General features: G+C 70.0%; 12 protein-coding genes and 1 pseudogene. 11 read left to right on the forward strand and 2 right to left on the reverse strand.

Going from position 1 to position 15,912, the window contains the following annotated elements:
* The first annotated feature begins 90 nt into the window (after nucleotides 1-90).
* The 3 genes and pseudogenes from AB0M73_RS22975 to AB0M73_RS22985 all read left to right on the forward strand — a co-directional run bounded on the left by AB0M73_RS22975 (nucleotide 91) and on the right by AB0M73_RS22985 (nucleotide 2,473).
* Nucleotides 91-1,037: pseudogene (locus AB0M73_RS22975) on the forward strand (undecaprenyl-diphosphate phosphatase).
* Between the two features lie 183 nt (nucleotides 1,038-1,220).
* Nucleotides 1,221-1,568: a BlaI/MecI/CopY family transcriptional regulator gene (locus AB0M73_RS22980; RefSeq protein WP_363893607.1), complete on the forward strand. Its 348-nt coding sequence runs from the start codon at nucleotides 1,221-1,223 to the stop codon at nucleotides 1,566-1,568.
* Nucleotides 1,565-2,473, forward strand: a complete 909-nt coding sequence (locus tag AB0M73_RS22985; RefSeq protein ID WP_363893610.1) for a M56 family metallopeptidase — start codon at nucleotides 1,565-1,567, stop codon at nucleotides 2,471-2,473. Before AB0M73_RS22980 ends, AB0M73_RS22985 begins: the two co-directional genes overlap by 4 nt.
* Before the next feature lie 7 nt (nucleotides 2,474-2,480).
* On the opposite strand, the gene AB0M73_RS22990 is transcribed toward AB0M73_RS22985, so the two are convergent.
* On the reverse strand, nucleotides 2,481-3,677 hold the full coding sequence (locus tag AB0M73_RS22990) for an alpha/beta hydrolase (RefSeq protein ID WP_363893613.1): 1,197 nt from the start codon (nucleotides 3,675-3,677) through the stop codon (nucleotides 2,481-2,483).
* A gap of 67 nt (nucleotides 3,678-3,744) precedes the next feature.
* On the opposite strand from AB0M73_RS22990, the gene AB0M73_RS22995 reads away from it, so the two are divergent.
* From AB0M73_RS22995 to AB0M73_RS23020, 6 genes are all read left to right on the forward strand, one after another.
* On the forward strand, nucleotides 3,745-4,041 hold the full coding sequence (locus AB0M73_RS22995) for a helix-turn-helix transcriptional regulator (RefSeq protein WP_363893616.1): 297 nt from the start codon (nucleotides 3,745-3,747) through the stop codon (nucleotides 4,039-4,041).
* Nucleotides 4,038-4,793: a hypothetical protein gene (locus AB0M73_RS23000; protein WP_363893619.1), complete on the forward strand. Its 756-nt coding sequence runs from the start codon at nucleotides 4,038-4,040 to the stop codon at nucleotides 4,791-4,793. The genes AB0M73_RS22995 and AB0M73_RS23000 overlap by 4 nt, the downstream gene beginning before the upstream one ends.
* A 475-nt stretch (nucleotides 4,794-5,268) precedes the next feature.
* A complete protein-coding gene (locus AB0M73_RS23005; RefSeq protein WP_363893622.1) occupies nucleotides 5,269-6,321 on the forward strand; it encodes a LacI family DNA-binding transcriptional regulator in 1,053 nt (350 codons plus the stop codon).
* Nucleotides 6,322-6,500: 179 nt separating this feature from the next.
* Entirely contained in the window at nucleotides 6,501-7,175 is a 675-nt protein-coding gene (locus tag AB0M73_RS23010) for a glycoside hydrolase family 11 protein (protein ID WP_363893625.1), read from the forward strand.
* 6 nt (nucleotides 7,176-7,181) lie between these two features.
* Nucleotides 7,182-7,835 (forward strand): polysaccharide deacetylase family protein, encoded by a 654-nt coding sequence (locus AB0M73_RS23015; protein WP_363893628.1) that lies wholly within the window; start codon nucleotides 7,182-7,184, stop codon nucleotides 7,833-7,835.
* 33 nt (nucleotides 7,836-7,868) lie between these two features.
* Nucleotides 7,869-9,263 carry an endo-1,4-beta-xylanase gene (locus tag AB0M73_RS23020; RefSeq protein ID WP_363893631.1) on the forward strand — a complete coding sequence of 465 codons (1,395 nt, stop codon included), beginning with the start codon at nucleotides 7,869-7,871 and terminating at the stop codon, nucleotides 9,261-9,263.
* 42 nt (nucleotides 9,264-9,305) lie between these two features.
* Here AB0M73_RS23020 and AB0M73_RS23025 read toward each other — a convergent pair whose 3' ends face one another.
* Nucleotides 9,306-10,742, reverse strand: a complete 1,437-nt coding sequence (locus AB0M73_RS23025) for a cellulase family glycosylhydrolase (RefSeq protein WP_363893634.1) — start codon at nucleotides 10,740-10,742, stop codon at nucleotides 9,306-9,308.
* A 266-nt stretch (nucleotides 10,743-11,008) separates the two neighbouring features.
* Here AB0M73_RS23025 and AB0M73_RS23030 point away from each other — a divergent pair, with 266 nt between their 5' ends.
* Nucleotides 11,009-12,802 (forward strand): glycoside hydrolase family 6 protein, encoded by a 1,794-nt coding sequence (locus AB0M73_RS23030; protein WP_363893637.1) that lies wholly within the window; start codon nucleotides 11,009-11,011, stop codon nucleotides 12,800-12,802.
* 66 nt (nucleotides 12,803-12,868) lie between these two features.
* Nucleotides 12,869-15,772: a glycoside hydrolase family 48 protein gene (locus AB0M73_RS23035; protein WP_363893640.1), complete on the forward strand. Its 2,904-nt coding sequence runs from the start codon at nucleotides 12,869-12,871 to the stop codon at nucleotides 15,770-15,772.
* The last annotated feature ends 140 nt before the right edge of the window (nucleotides 15,773-15,912 follow it).

Consider the following 15,912-nt stretch of genomic DNA (forward strand, 5'->3'; position numbering starts at 1 on the left):
TTACACGCGGCAAAGGGACTAACGCGGCCGCCGTCGGGCGCGATCTACTACAGTGATGTAGTAGTTATGTCCCGAACGAAGGCGAGGACAATGTCCGCACCGAGCTACCTGGAGATGGCCGTCGTCGGCCTGCTCCAGGGCGTCAGCGAGCTCTTCCCGGTCTCCAGCCTGGGCCACTCCGTGCTGCTGCCGGCCCTGATCGGCGGCCACTGGGCCACCGACCTGGACATGTCCACGCCGGGCTCGGCCTACCTCGACACGCTGGTCGCCATGCACGTGGCCACCGCCGCGGCGCTGGTGATCTCTTCTGGCGCGACTGGGTCCGCATCGTCGGCGGACTGCTGACCTCCGTTCGCGACCGACGGATCGCCACCCCCGACCAACGCCTGGCCTGGCTGCTCATCGCCGGCACCGTCCCGGTCGGCATCGGCGGCCTGGTGCTGGACAAATTCATGCGCGAGCACCTGGGCAAACCAGTGCCGGCGGCGGCGTTCCTCCTGCTCAACGGCGTCATCCTGTTCGCCGTCGAACGGCTCTACCGTCGCCAGCGCCGCGCGGCGCGAGACCCGGAGGCGACGATGGTCATGTCCGCGGCGCCGACCGAGGCGATGGCCACTGTGCCCAGCGAGGTCGCGAGCGACGTCCGCCTGTCGAAGCTCGGCGTGTGGGAAGCGGTGGGCATCGGCGCCAGCCAGATCCTGGCCCTGTTGCCCGGGATCAGCCGCTCCGGCGCCACCATCGCCGGCGGCCTGCTGCGTGGGCTCCGCCACGACGACGCCGCCCGCTTCGCGTTCCTGCTGGCCACGCCGGCCATCGCCGGCGCCGGCCTGCTCAAGCTGCCCGAGCTGGCCCGCCCCGAGATGCACGACGCGATCGGCCCCACGATCGTCGGCAGCGTCATCGCCGGCGTCGCCGCCTACCTCTCGGTGCGATTCCTCGTGCGCTACTTCGAAACCCGCACCCTCACGCCGTTCGCGATCTACTGCGTGCTCGCCGGCCTGGGCTGCCTCGGCTACTTCGCGCTCGTCCAGCCCTGACGTCGGCGGGCCCGCCCCAGTTCGAGGCCGGCGGCGAGCAGGGACACGATGACGACCTGCCACCGTGCTGGAGCCAGGCGGCGACCGCGAAACAGCACGCGCCGGCGGCCGCGAGCGCGATGGCCAGCCAGGTCAAGGAGCGATCCTCCCGTTAGCTACTACAGTGGAGTAGGAGGTGGATCCATGCCGCGTCGAACCAAGGGCAGCCTGGAGCGAGAGGTGCGCACCGTGCTGACAGCCGCGTCGCAACCGCTGACTCCGGGGCAGGTGCGGGACGCCCTCGGCGGCGACCTGGCGTACACCACGGTGTTGACCGTGCTGTCACGGCTTTTCGAGAAGGGCGAGGTCGCTCGCGAGACGCTCGGCCGCGGCTACGCCTACACCGCGCCGTATGACGCGGCCGAGCTGGCGGCCCGCCGGATGGCGCTGATGCTCGACGACGAAGCCGATCGGGAAGCGGTGCTGACCCGGTTTGTCCACGGCCTTCAGCCCGACGACGAGCAGTTGCTGCGCGGGTTGCTGAGCCAATGACCACGTCTGTCGTGGCCGCGCTCGCGGCGATGCTGCTGTTCGTGGCCGTCGGCCCGAGGCTGGGCGACCGGCTGCCACCGGCGGCGGCCACCGTCGTGCTGACCGTGGGCAGTGTGATCGTCGCGGGGTCGACCGGGCTCGTCCTCGCGGTGCTCGCGCTGACCTGGCTCGGGCAGGTGCCGCTGATCGCCTCCATGGCCGACTGGTCGGCGGCCGAGTTGGACGCCTCCAGCCCGATACCCGAGTTCATCGCCGTCGGTGGGTTGGCGCTGCTTCTGGCGGCCGGCCTGCGGCTGCTGATCCGAGCGGTCAGACGTGGACGCGCGCTCATCGAGGTGCGGCGTGCTCATCGAGGGGCGCCGGCCCTGGTGATCGTGGTGGACAGCGATCGCCCTGACGCCTTCGCGACGCCTTCGCCGGGCGGCCGGATCGTCGTCACCTCGGCGTTGACCGAGGCGCTGTCTCCGGCCGAGCGGCGGGTGGTGGTTGCCCATGAGCGGGCGCACCTGCGGCTCGGGCACACGTGGTGGCTGCTGCTGGCCGATCTCGCCGAGGCGGTCAACCCCTTGCTTCGTCCGACCACTGGCGTCGTGCGGCACGCTGTCGAGCGCTGGGCCGACGAACACGCCGCGCGTGAGGTCGGGAATCGCGAACTTGTCGCGCGGACGATCGCCCGCGTCGCTCTGCTCCGCCACGACGCCGGCAACCCCGCGGTGGTCCCGGCCGCCACTGGCGGCCAGGTGCCTCGACGGGTTCGGGCGCTGCTCGCGCCGAGCCCCGGCCGCCGGCCGTGGCTGGCCGCTGTGCTGGTCGTGCTGTTGATGTGCAGCGCCGTGACGACGGTCGCCGTCGAGCGGACCGGAGATGCCCTTTTCGATGGCGTCGGGACCGTCCAGGAACGTTGACCTGGCGTCATGGCGTGTGCTGGACGACCACCTGTGGGTACGGCGTCGCCCGACCGGCGAGCAGGGGTTCGGGGCACCCGCTGGTCACTTGCCGGACGAACGCGGCCAGGTAGGCGTTGGTGATGGACAGTGCGTCGTCGCCGTCGATGGCGCCGAGCGCGAGTTGTGATCGGACGGGCGCGGCGATGTAGTAGGCGCCGTAGTCGCTGAAGTTGAAGTGCTCGGCGCCGTTGAGCTGGTAGCACCACGTCGGTCCGCTGCTGGCGGCCACCAAGGTCCGGGCGGTGTCGAGGCTGGACCGGTCCGATGCGGTCGTGGGTTGGCAGGTTCCCGTGATGCACGAGTTCTCGCTGGCCACGAGGAGCATCGGCTTGGTCAGTCCGGTGTGGACGACCGGGCCGTACTGCGTGCCGTCGAGGTCGGCGGCCCCGACGCAGCGCTGGTCCGTTCGGCAGGCCTCGAGCGCGGCGGCGCCCCCGAAGGAATGGCCGAGGTAAACGACTTTCGTGGCGTCGACGTGTCCGGCGAAGCGGCCGGCGTCGGCCTCGACCGCCGCGAATCGGTCGTCGGCGGCCCACACGTCGATCAGTCGGTCACCCGCGGCCTGAGCCTGGCCCGCGTGCTCATCGGCTCCGTCGAACGCCTTCGGGTTGCCGGCCTCGGTGGTGGACACGGGTGCGCCGCCCAGAACGGTCAGGTTCGCGCTGTAGGTGGGCGTGACCCCGACGACGAGATATCCGTTGCTGGCAAGGCTTTCCGCGAGGGCGGTGTACTGCGGCGCGGCAAACCCCATGCCGGGTTCGAGCACGGCGATGGGGAACCGGCCCTCGGCCACGGGGGCGTCGTCGAACGCGTGCGCGTGCACGTGGTCGAAGCCGGTCTCGGCCAGTCCGACCGGCCAGCTCAGGTGGAGGCCGGCCCAGGCGTCAGGAGCGTAGGCCGCGGGAGTGGGGGAGGGGCCGGGCGCTGCGGGGTACCACAGCCAGGCGGACAAGCGCCGAGGCGTGCCGGGTTGCGGGGCGAGCGGATCGACGCGGGCGCTGTCGGTCCATTCGACCGTGGCTCGGCCGACGGGATACGGGCCGGTCGGCGCCGGCAGTGTCACCGGTTGGGCCGACCTGATGGCGACGTAGGCGACATAACCGCCGGCAGCCAGGACGACCGCGAGTGCCAGCACGAGCAGGTAACGCAGCCATCGCCTCATGCCACCCATAGTACGCGCCGCGTACTACGTGTCACGTACTATGCTGGGACCGGCACGAAGGAGGCGCATGCGCGGCAACGACGCACAGATGCTGGTACTGACCGTCCTCGCGGCGGAACCCCGGCACGGCTACGCCATCAACACGGCGATCGAGGCGCTGACCGGGAGCCGGCTCGGGGCGGGCAGCCTCTACGGCGCACTCGCCCGTCTCGAATCCCATGGCCTGATCGAGCCGGACTCGGCGGACACCGACGAGCGGCGGACCGTCCGCATCACCGACGCCGGGCGGAACACGCTGCGGGCCGAACTCGAGCAGATGGCCCGGGTCGCCCAGGCCGGCCTACGCGCACTGGGCTTCGCATGAGCGTGTCGACGGCGTTGGTCCGGCTTTACCCGCCGGCGATTCGTGAGCGATGGGGCAGCGCCATCGCCGAGGAGGTCGGCCGCGCCGGCCCGCGATCATGGGTCAACAGTGCCATCGGGGCCGGCAGGCTGTGGCTGCACCCCGGTGACTGGCCGGAGACCGCCGAGGGGGAAACGTCCCGCGTCGTGGCCACTGCGCTCGTCGCCGTCAGCGTGGTGCTGACGCTGTGGTTGCGCGCGGCCGGTGTCGGCTCCCTGTCCGCGACCGTTGACCGGCCCGCGAGCAGTGCCTGGCTGGTCCCGATCTTGGCCGGGTTCGCCCTCGCCACGCCACTCCCGCGTCGCTCAGGGCTCGGTCGCCTCGTCAAGATCATGATCCGCACGCTGGCCGCGCCGGCCCTCTTGTTCGGTTTCCTGTGCCTGCTGGCCAATCTCGGCGTATTCGACCACCCGGCCGGCGTGACGCACGTCCTGCTCGTGGGCTGCTACTGGGCGACGCTCTTCTTCGGCGGGATCAGGATCTGCGTGCTCGTGGCGCGCGCCGGTCGTGTCGTGGTCATGCCGAGCGCGTATCGGCTGCACATCGCTCTGCTTCTCGTCGCGACCGGTTTGGCCTTCGCGGCGGCGCAGTCTCTTGCGGTGGCGTTGCGTACGTCCTTTGACCTGGGTTCCGTGATGCTGATCTGCGCCCTGGCCACGTCGGCCGCCGCGCTGCTCGTCACCGGCCTGGACCTCCGCCGTCGGCGGCCATGAACCTGCTGGCACGTAACCGGACCTTGTCCCGTCGGTCCGCGCCGGCATTGCCACCACGCCCCGGTCGATCCCGGCCGAAACGTTGTCCGCACTGACGTTTCGTCACCACCGCGGAGGGCACTTTCGACGCGGGCGGCGTTCCGGCTCGCGCTGCGGGTCGGCTGGGGCGGCACACGTCGGCCGCCTGTCCTAGCCGCATCGTGCTGCCGGTCATTCCGCGCTAGAAAGCCGTGCGAGCCATCAGGTCTGGCGCGGGCACCGCCATCGCCCGCGATCGGATCGGTACCAAGTGGACAGTCGGGCGTGCGGCAGTCGCTGTCGGCCGCGGCCGCACCGCGTGTCTCACGTCTTCTTCCCGGGCGGGGCAGGGCGGGAGGACGATTCGAAAGATTCGGGGACAGCGTCGAAACTAGGCCGATCGCCGGTTCGCGTCAAGAGGGCCGGTCCGGCCGTCGATGGCCTACCATCCGATGCCATGGGTGTCGAGGAAACCGGGTCCACAGCCGAGGTTTCGGCGGCCTCGGGCGGCCTCCCGAGGCTGGCCGACATCGCGAGGACGGCCGGGGTCAGCACGCCGACAGTTTCGAAGGTGCTCAACGGCCGGGCCGACGTCGCGCCCGCCACGCGGGCCCGGGTCGAGGAGCTGCTGCGCGCGCACGGCTACCGGCGCAGGCGCGGCGGCGCGCAGTCGTCGAAGCTGTTCGACCTGGTCTTCCACGAGCTGGAGAGCGCGTGGGCGATGGAGGTCATCCGGGGTGTGGAGAACGTGGCCCGCAGCGAGGGCATGAGCATCGTGCTGTCCGAGTCGGCCGGCCGCCTCACCCCGGGGCAGACCTGGGTGGACGGAGTGCTGGCCCGCCGGCCCGGCGGCGTGGTGCTGGTGCTGTCCGATCTGGACCGGACCCAGCGGGCCCAGCTGACCAGCCGGGACATCCCGTTCGTGGTGCTGGACCCGGCCGGCGACCCGGCCGACGGCGTGCCCGCGGTCGGCGCCAACAACTGGCTCGGCGGCCTGACCGCCACCCGGCACCTGATCGAATTCGGCCACCGGCGGATCGCCATGCTCGGCGGGCCGTCCCGGATGATGTGCAGCCGGGCGCGGGTCGACGGCTACCGCACGGCGCTGGAGACCGCCGGGATCGGCGTCGACCCGGTGCTGGTGCGGGAGGGGAACTTCCACCACGAGGCCGGCTACGCCGCCGGCCGGGCGCTGCTGTCCCTGCCGGACCGGCCGACCGCGGTCTTCGCCGGCAACGACCTGCAGGCCCTCGGGGTCTACGAGGCGGCCCGTGAGCTGCGGCTGCGCATCCCCGACGAGCTCAGCGTGGTCGGCTTCGACGACCTGCCGCTGGCCCGCTGGGTCGGTCCGCCGCTGACCACGGTGCGCCAGCCGCTGGTGGAGATGGCCGAGACCGCCTGCCAGCTCGCGCTCGACCTCGGCCGGGGCCACCGGCCAGCGGTCACCCGGGTCGACCTGGCCACCACGCTGGTGGTCCGCAACAGCACCGCGCCGCCGGCGGGCCGCTGACACCCGCGACACGAGCGTCGAAACTTTCGATCGCCGGCCCGACCAGCCGGACGATCAGAGTCCAGTGTGGACGAAAGCTGGATTACCGAAATATCAACGAAAGTTGTTGCCCACGCGACGTGGCCGGGTCGACACTGCTCGACACCACACGGTTTCCTCACTGAGGAGGAACATCGCCCATGGACCACACCCCTCCGTTTCCGATCGGTCGCCGAGCCGTGCTCACCTCGGGGGCGCTGTTGGCCGTCTCCGCGCTGGCGCTGCCGGTCACCGCGAACGCCGACACCACGATCACCACCAACCAGACCGGCACCAACAACGGCTACTACTACTCGTTCTGGACCGCGGGCGGCGGCTCGGTCGCGATGACACTGTCCGGCGGGGGCAGCTACCGCACGACCTGGAGCAACTGCAACAACTTCGTCGCCGGCAAGGGATGGAGCAACGGCGGCCGGCGCAACGTGCAGTACTCGGGCAGCTTCTCCCCGTCCGGCAACTCCTATCTGTCGCTCTACGGCTGGACGTCCAATCCGCTGGTGGAGTACTACATCGTCGACAACTGGGGCTCGTACCGGCCGACGGGCACGCACAAGGGCACGGTCAGCAGCGACGGCGGCACGTACGACATCTACGAGACGACCCGGTACAACGCCCCGTCGGTCGAGGGCACGCGCACGTTCAACCAGTACTGGAGCGTGCGGCAGAGCCGGCGGACCGGCGGCACCATCACCACCGGCAACCACTTCGACGCGTGGGCCCGCGTCGGCATGAATCTGGGCAGCTTCAAGTACTACATGATCCTCGCCACCGAGGGCTACCAGAGCAGCGGCAACTCGTCCATCACGGTGAGCTGAGCCGTGATGCGGACGACTTCCCTGCTGCTCGCGGCGGTCCTGACCGCCGCCGTGCTCACCCCCGGCGTGGCGAACGCCGCGTCCTGCAACGGCTATGTCGGGCTCACCTTCGACGACGGCCCGTCCAACGCCCATACCCCGGCCCTGCTGAATGCCTTGCGACAGAACGGGTTGCGGGCGACCATGTTCAACGAGGGCCAGTACGCCGCGGCCTACCCGGCACAGGTCCGGGCCGAGGCCGCGGCCGGCATGTGGATCGGCAACCACAGCTACACCCATCCGCACCTGACCCAGGAGAGCCAGGCGCAGATGGACAGCGAGCTTTCCCGCACGCAGCAGGCGATCGCCGCGGCCGGCGGGGGCACGCCGACGCTGTTCCGCCCGCCGTACGGGGAAAGCAACTCGACGCTGCGGGCGGTCGAGGCCAGGTACGGCCTGACCCAGATCATCTGGGACGTCGACTCGCAGGACTGGAACGGCGCGAGCGTCGACGCCATCGTCCAGGCCAACGCCCGGCTCACCAACGGCCAGATCATCCTGATGCACGAATGGCCGGCCAACACCCTGGCCGCGATTCCCCGTATCGCGCAGGGACTCACCGGCCGTAGCCTGTGCGCCGGGCGGATCTCGCCGCAGACCGGCCGCGCCGTCGCCCCATAACCACGTCATCCCGCCACGCATGAGGGGACCACTGTGTCCAAAACCAGCAATGTGCTTGCCGCCACGGCGGTGCTGGCCGTCGGCGGGCTGCTGCTCGCCGGCGTGACCGACCCGGCCGGCGCGGCCGGCACCGGACTCAAAACCCTGGCCGAGGCCAAGGGGATCTACTTCGGCACCGCGCTCACCCAGTCCAACCTGAGCAACAGCACCCTCACCGCCGTGGCCGGCGCCCAGTTCGACATGGTGACGCCCGGCAACGAGATGAAGTGGGACACCACCGAACCGTCCAACGGCAGCTACAACTTCGGGCCGGGCGACCAGATCGTCTCCTTCGCGCAGTCGCACAGCATGCGGGTGCGCGGGCACAACCTGGTGTGGCACAGCCAGTTGCCGGGCTGGGTGAGCAGCCTGCCGAGCAACCAGGTGCAGGCGGCCATGGAAGCGCACATCACGACCGAGGCCACCCACTACAAGGGCAAGGTCTACGCCTGGGACGTGGTCAACGAGCCGTTCAACGAGGACGGCAGCCTGCGGTCCGACGCGTTCACCAATGCCATGGGCAGCGGCTACCTGGCCGACGCGTTGCGCACCGCGCATGCCGCCGACCCGAATGCCAAGCTGTACCTGAACGACTACAACATCGAGGGCCAGAACGCCAAGAGCGACGCCATGTACCGGCTGGTGTCGCAGTTGAAGTCCCAAGGCGTGCCGATCGACGGCGTGGGGCTGGAGAGCCACTTCATCGTCGGCCAGGTGCCGTCGAGCATGCGGGCCAACATGCAGCGCTTCACCGCGCTGGGCCTCGACGTCGCCGTGACCGAGCTGGACGACCGCATCCAGCTGCCGGCCAACAGCGGCACCCTGGCCCAGCAGGCCACCGACTACGCGGCGGTGGTGAACAACTGCCTCGCGGTCAGCCGGTGCGTCGGCGTGTCCCAGTGGGGCGTCGGTGACGCCGACTCGTGGATCCCCGGGACCTTCCCGGGCCAGGGCGCGGCGACCATGTACGACAACAACTACCAGCCCAAGCCGGCCTACGATGCGACGTCGACCGCCCTCGGCGGCTCGACCACGACCACGACGACAACCACCACGACGACCTCGCCACCGCCGAACTCCACGTGCACGGTCACGGATTCGGTGAACGCCTGGAACACCGGCCTCACCGAGAGCGTCACGGTCACCAACACCGGCTCCGCGGCGATCAGCGGCTGGTCGCTGGCCTTCACCCTGGCCGGCGGCCAGACGGTCACCTCGGCGTGGAACGCCACGATCAGCCCGGCCGGCGGCCAGGTGACCGCGAAGAACGTGGGCTACAACGGGTCCGTGGCCCCCGGGGCCTCCGTCTCGTTCGGTTTCCAGGCCACTCACACCGGCAACACCTCCGCGCCCGGCGACTTCACCCTGAACGGAACTCGCTGCGCCTGAACGGGATTCGGCCCCGACCGTCGCGGTCGGGGCCGGTCCCGCTCAGAACGAGGCGAAGTGGGCCCGGATGCCCGCGCCGAACGCCGTGGGCGTGCCGTCGTACGAGGTGATCAGCGCCGGACCGGTCGAGCAGTCCCAGGTGTTCCAGGTCCACGCCAGATAGGAGGCGGCGTGCCGGTCCAGCCAGCTCATGAGACCGTCCACATAGGAGTGACCGCAGTCGTTCTCGCCGATCTCGCCGGCGACCAGCGGCACCTGGGCCGCCACCGGCGCGATCTGACTGTCCCAGCAGGACGACGACGAGCAGGTGTTGAAGTTGTAGGAGTGCCAGGACGCGGCCAGGTTGTGCCGCGGGTCGGTGGGCGCGTAGGTCAGCCACTGGGAGAGGTCGTTGGTGTACGCCAGGCCGCCCACCATGATCACATTGTCGGCGCCCGCCGCCCGCACGGCGTTGACCAGGGACTGGGTGCCGGCGACGGAGTAGGTGATGCCCGGGCAGGTTCCGCCGTCGCGCAGGCAGGTCCAGCCGTTGGCGGTGGCGCGGTCCGGGTACGGCTCGTTGAACAGGTCGAACACCGTGGAGTCGTCGCCCTTGAAGGCCGTTGCGACCTGGCTCCAGAACGTCGGCGCGTACTGCGCGTCCGGCATCGGCTTCTGGCAGGTGGCGTTGACGTCCGAGCAGCCGGCGGAGTTGCCGGTGTACTGGCCATGGGTCCAGTGCAGCTCGACGATCGCGGCCAACCCGTTCTGGTGCAACAGGTTCACGTAGTCCTTGATCGCGTTCTGGTACGTCGCGCCGGCGTACTGGGGCTTCACGTCGGACAGCGCCAGCCAGCAGTCCTCGTTGAGCGGCACCCGGACGGCGTTGGCGTGCCAGCTCTTGATGGCCGCGACCGACGCCGCGTCCACCGGGCCGTCGAAGATGCCGTTGCCCTGCACGCACGCGAACTCGGCGCCGGACCGGTTGACGCCGTGCAGCGTCACGGTCTTCCCGTCGGCGTCCACGAAGTGGTTGCCGGACACCTGCAGCGCCGGGGCGGGACCGTCGGGCGGAGGCGGCGGCGGGGGAGGGGTGGTTCCGTTGCAGGGGCTGCCGTTGACGGCGAAGTCGGTCGGTTCGGCGTTGCTGCCGCTGTAGGCGAAGTTCGCGCCGGTGGTGACCGAGCCGCTCGGCGGCACGGTCGCGTTCCAGGGCAGGCCGGCGACCGTCACCGCCTGGCCGGACTGTGACCACGTGCCGTTCCAGCCCTGCTGGAGGGTCTGGTTGCCGGCGTAGGAGTAGGTCAGCCGCCAGCCGTTGATCGGCGAGCCGCCCAGGTTGCCGATGGTCACCGAGGCGGTGAAGCCGGCGCCCCAGTCGTTGACGGTGTAGTCGACCTTGCAGGCAGGCGTGCCGTCGGCGCCGGCGGTCGGCGCGGAGATGCCGACCAGTGCGAAGGTCGCGGCGAGCAGGGTTGTCGCGGTGGTGCCCAATCGCATTGTTGCTCCTCGGTGGCAGGGGGACACCGACTGGGAGCGCTTCCAGAGTAGCGAGAGCGTAACGCTGGCACGACCGGCTGTAAACGAATCTCGGCCGGACGGCGTAAAACGGGGCCGACGAATGACGGAAGTCTGCGGTATGTGTGGTGAATGTGAGCTCGGAATCTGGCGATCAGGTTGCTTGCTCGTTACAGTCGGCTCCGACTGGAAGCGCTTCCAGAGCGATCGGTCAGCACTCCCTCAACGCCGCGAGGAGTACTCCGCATATGCCTGCAACCGCATCACCCGGCTCCCGTCGCACCCGCCTGATCTCCGGACTGTCCGCGCTCACGGCACTCGGACTCACCGCGGGCTTCCTGGTCGCCACCGGCGGCGCGGCCGCGGCCGCGACCGCCTGCAAGGTCGACTACTCGGTCAACCAGTGGAGCACCGGGTTCACCGGCTCGGTCACCGTCACCAACCTCGGCGACGCGATCGGCAACGGCTGGACCGTCGGCTGGGACTTCGCCGGCAACCAGCAGGTGCAACAGGGCTGGAGCGCCACCGTCACGCAGTCCGGCCAGCACGTCACCGCCGTCGGCCCGGACTGGGCGAAGTCCCTGGCCACCGGCGCGTCCGCGACGTTCGGCTTCAACGCCGCCTACTCCGGCACGAACGCCGCCCCGGCGTCCTTCACGCTCAACGGGACCACCTGCACGGGAACCGCGCCACCCACCACCACGACGACGACGACCACCACCACGACAACCACCACGACGACCGGCAACCCGCCGCCGCCCGGAACCCACGTCGACAACCCCTACGCCGGCGCGAAGGGCTACGTGAACCCGGACTGGTCGGGCGAGGTCACCGCCGCCGCGGCGACCACGGGCGGCACGCTCGGCGGCAAGATGGCCAAGGTGGCCACCACCTCCACGGCGGTGTGGCTGGACCGGATCGCGGCCATCGCCGGCACCGACACGCAGCGCGGTCTGCGGGCGCACCTGGACGCGGCGCTCGCGCAGGCCACCGGCGGCACTCCGGTGGTCGCCCAGTTCGTGATCTACGACCTGCCCGACCGTGACTGCGCGGCCCTGGCGTCCAACGGCGAACTCCAGGTCACCCAGGACGGTCTGAACAAGTACAAGTCGCAGTACATCGACCCGATCGCCGCGATCATGGCCGACCCGAAGTACGCCGCCCTGCGCATCGTGGCCATCGTCGAGCCGGACTCGCTGCCCAACCTGGTCACGAACACGTCGATGGCCAAGTGCGCGGAGGCCCAGTCCAGCGGCGCCTACGTGCAGGGCATCCAGTACGCGCTGAACAAGCTGCACGCGGTCAACAACGTCTACAACTACATCGACATCGCGCACTCGGCCTGGCTGGGCTGGGACAGCAACCTCCAGCCGGCGGTCAACCTGATCACGCAGACCATCAGGGGCACCACGGCCGGTGTGAACAGCGTGGACGGCTTCATCAGCGACACCGCCAACGACACGCCGGTGACCGAGCCGTACCTGACCGACCCGAACCTGAACGTCGGCGGGCAGCCGCTCAAGTCGTCGACCTTCTACCAGTGGAACCCGTACTTCGACGAGTCCCACTACGACACCGCGATGTACAACGCGTTCGTGGCGGCCGGCATGCCCAGCAGCATCGGCATGCTGATCGACACCTCCCGCAACGGCTGGGGCGGCTCGGCCCGGCCGACCGGCGCCAGTGGGTCCACCGTGGACTCCTACGTCAACTCCGGGCGGATCGACCGGCGGCTGGCCCGCGGCAACTGGTGCAACCAGGACGGCGCCGGCCTCGGCCAGCGACCCACCGCCAGCCCCGCGCCGCACTTCGACGCCTACGTGTGGATCAAGCCGCCGGGTGAGTCGGACGGGGCCAGCGCCTCGATCCCGAACGACGAGGGCAAGGGCGCGGACCCGATGTGCGACCCGACCTTCCACGGCAGCCAGCAGGCCAACGGCGGCAACCTGACCGGGGCCCTGCCCAACGCGCCGCTGTCCGGGCACTGGTTCCAGGACCAGTTCGCGCAACTGGTGACCAACGCCTATCCGCCCGTGCAGTAGAGACCGCTCCCGCCCCGGGCGGACCCCGGGGCGGGAGTTTCCATTCCCGGAAAGGAATCCCTGCGCATGCGTCGACGACTGCGGGTCGCCCTCGGCACCGCGGCGGCGCTGATCGCCGCCATGATCACCCCGACAACCCCCGCCAACGCGGCGGCCGTGGCCTGCACGGTCGTCTACACCACCAACGACTGGTCCAACGGCTTCACCGCCAACGTCGCCCTGACCAACAACGGCCCGGCGCTGACCAGCTGGTCGCTGGGCTGGACGTTCCTGGACGGCCAGCAGATCCAGCAGGGCTGGAACGCCACCGTCACCCAGTCCGGCACCAAGGTCACGGCGAACAGCCTGGGCTACAACGGAAACCTGCCGACGGGCGCGTCCACGTCCTTCGGCTTCAACGCCAGCAAGGGCTCGGCCAACCGGCCGCCCACGGACTTCGCCGTGAACGGCACCGCGTGCACCGGGGCGAACCAGGCCCCGACGGTGTCGCTGACCTCGCCGAAGTCCACCGACTCCTACAACGCGCCGGCGACGATTCCGCTGGCCGCCACGGCGTCGGACAGCGACGGCACGATCAGCAAGGTCGAGTTCTACGCCGGCGACACGCTGCTGGCCACCGACACCACCGCGCCGTACGCCGGCAGCTGGACGACCGTGCCCGCCGGCACGTATTCCATCACCGCCAAGGCGTATGACGACAAGGGCGCGTCGACCTCCAGCAGCCCGGTGTCGGTGAAGGTGTTGTCCGGACCGACGATCGTGGCCTCGCCGGCGGCGGTCAACGTCAAACAGGGCGCCACCGCCACCTTCGGCGTGAGCCTGGCCAGCGCCCCGACCGGCACCGTCACGGTCGGCGTCGCCAGGACCTCCGGCAGCGCCGACCTCACCGCGTCCCCGAGCAGCCTCACGTTCACGCCGTCGAACTGGCAGACCGCGCAGAACGTGACCGTCACCTCGGCCGACAACGGGGGCGACCTCGGCTCCGCGGTGTTCACCGCGACGTCGACCGGGTACGCGGCCGGCACGGTCACCGTGACCGAGGTCTCGAAGTCCACTTCGGACTATCAGGTGGAGTTCCTCAAGGAGTACAACAAGATCAAGGATCCGAACAGCGGCTACTTCCGCAAGTTCGGCAACCTGCTGGTGCCCTACCACTCGGTGGAGACGCTGATGGTGGAGGCCCCGGACTACGGGCACGAGACGACCTCCGAGGCGTTCAGCTACTACCTGTGGCTGGAGGCCTCCTACGGCCGGATCACCCAGGACTGGGCCCCGTTCAACGCGGCCTGGACCTCGCTGGAGACCTTCGCCATCCCGTCGGACGCCGACCAGCCGACCAACTCCGGCTACAACGCCAGCAAGCCGGCGACCTACGCGGCGGAGTACCCGAGCCCGACCAAGTACCCGTCGCAGCTGCAGTCCGGTGTGGCGGTCGGCAGCGACCCCATCGCCGGCGAGCTGAAGTCCACCTACGGCACCAGCAGTGTCTACGGCATGCACTGGCTGTTCGACGTGGACAACATCTACGGCTTCGGCCACTGCGAGGACGGCGCCAACACCACGCCGGCGTTCATCAACACCTTCCAGCGCGGCTCGCAGGAGTCCGTGTGGGAGACCGTCACGCAGCCGTCCTGCGACATGATGAAATACGGTGGCAAGAACGGCTACCTGGACCTGTTCACCGGGGATTCCAGCTACGCCAAGCAGTGGAAGTACACCGACGCGCCGGACGCCGACGCCCGCGCCGTGCAGGTGGCCTACCAGGCCGAGCAGTGGGCCAAGGCCCAGGGCAAGTCCTCGGCCGTCGCCGACGTCGTCAAGAAGGCGTCCAAGATGGGCGACTACCTGCGCTACTCGCTGTTCGACAAGTACTTCAAGAAGATCGGCAACTGTGTCGGCCCGAGCACCTGCCCGGCCGGCAGCGGCAAGGACAGCGAGCACTACCTGATCTCCTGGTACTACGCCTGGGGCGGCTCGGCCGACACCTCCAACGCGTGGGCGTGGCGGATCGGTGACGGCGCGGCGCATCAGGGCTACCAGAACCCCCTGGCGGCGTACGCGCTGTCGACCGACCCGGGTCTGAAGCCGTTGTCGGCGACCGGCTCCAGCGACTGGGCGACCAGCCTGGGCCGGCAGCTGGAGTTCCTGCAGTGGCTGCAGTCCAGCGAGGGCGGCATCGCCGGTGGCGCCACGAACAGCTGGGACGGCCAGTACGGCACGCCGCCGTCCGGCGACCCGACCTTCTACGGCATGTACTACGACCAGCAGCCGGTCTGGCACGACCCGCCGAGCAACCAGTGGTTCGGCTTCCAGACCTGGGGCATGGAGCGGGTCGCCGAGTACTACCAGACGACGAAGGACCCGCGGGCCAAGAAGGTGCTGGACAAGTGGGTGCCGTGGGCGATCGCCAACACCACCGTCGGCGCCGGGGGCTCGTTCCAGATCCCGTCCGACCTGACCTGGACCGGCGCCCCGGACACGTGGAACGCCACCAGCCTGGGCGGCAACACCGGGCTGCACGTGGCCGTGAAGAACTACACCCAGGACGTCGGTGTCGCCGGTTCGCTGGCCAAGACGCTGATGTACTACGCGGCCGGCTCCGGTGACACGAAGTCCAGGACCGTGGCCGAAGGGCTGCTGACGGCGCTGACCGCGCACGAGGACAGCCTGGGCATCGCGGTGCCCGAGACCCGCACCGACTACAACCGCTTCGACGACACCTACGACGCGGCCGCGGACCAGGGCCTGTACGTGCCGCCGGGCTGGACCGGGACGATGCCCAACGGCGACCCGATCAACTCGAACTCCACGTTCCTGTCGATCCGGTCCTTCTACAAGAACGACCCGGACTGGTCCAAGGTCCAGTCCTACCTGAACGGCGGGCCCGCGCCCACGTTCACCTACCACCGGTTCTGGGCGCAGTCGGACATCGCGACCGCGTTCGCCGTCCACGTCGAACTGTTCGGATGAGGTAGGCATGAAGCGATGGCTCGCCGCCGTCGCCGCCGCGGTCGGGGGCGCCCGCGTCACGGCCGGCCCGGCCCCCCCCGCGCCCCCCAGCACTTTACCCGGCCCCCGGAGTGGGGACGACCACAACCGCCGCGCGCAGA

Source organism: Kutzneria sp. NPDC051319 (genome assembly GCF_040682195.1).
Taxonomy (GTDB): Bacteria; Actinomycetota; Actinomycetes; order Mycobacteriales; family Pseudonocardiaceae; genus Kutzneria.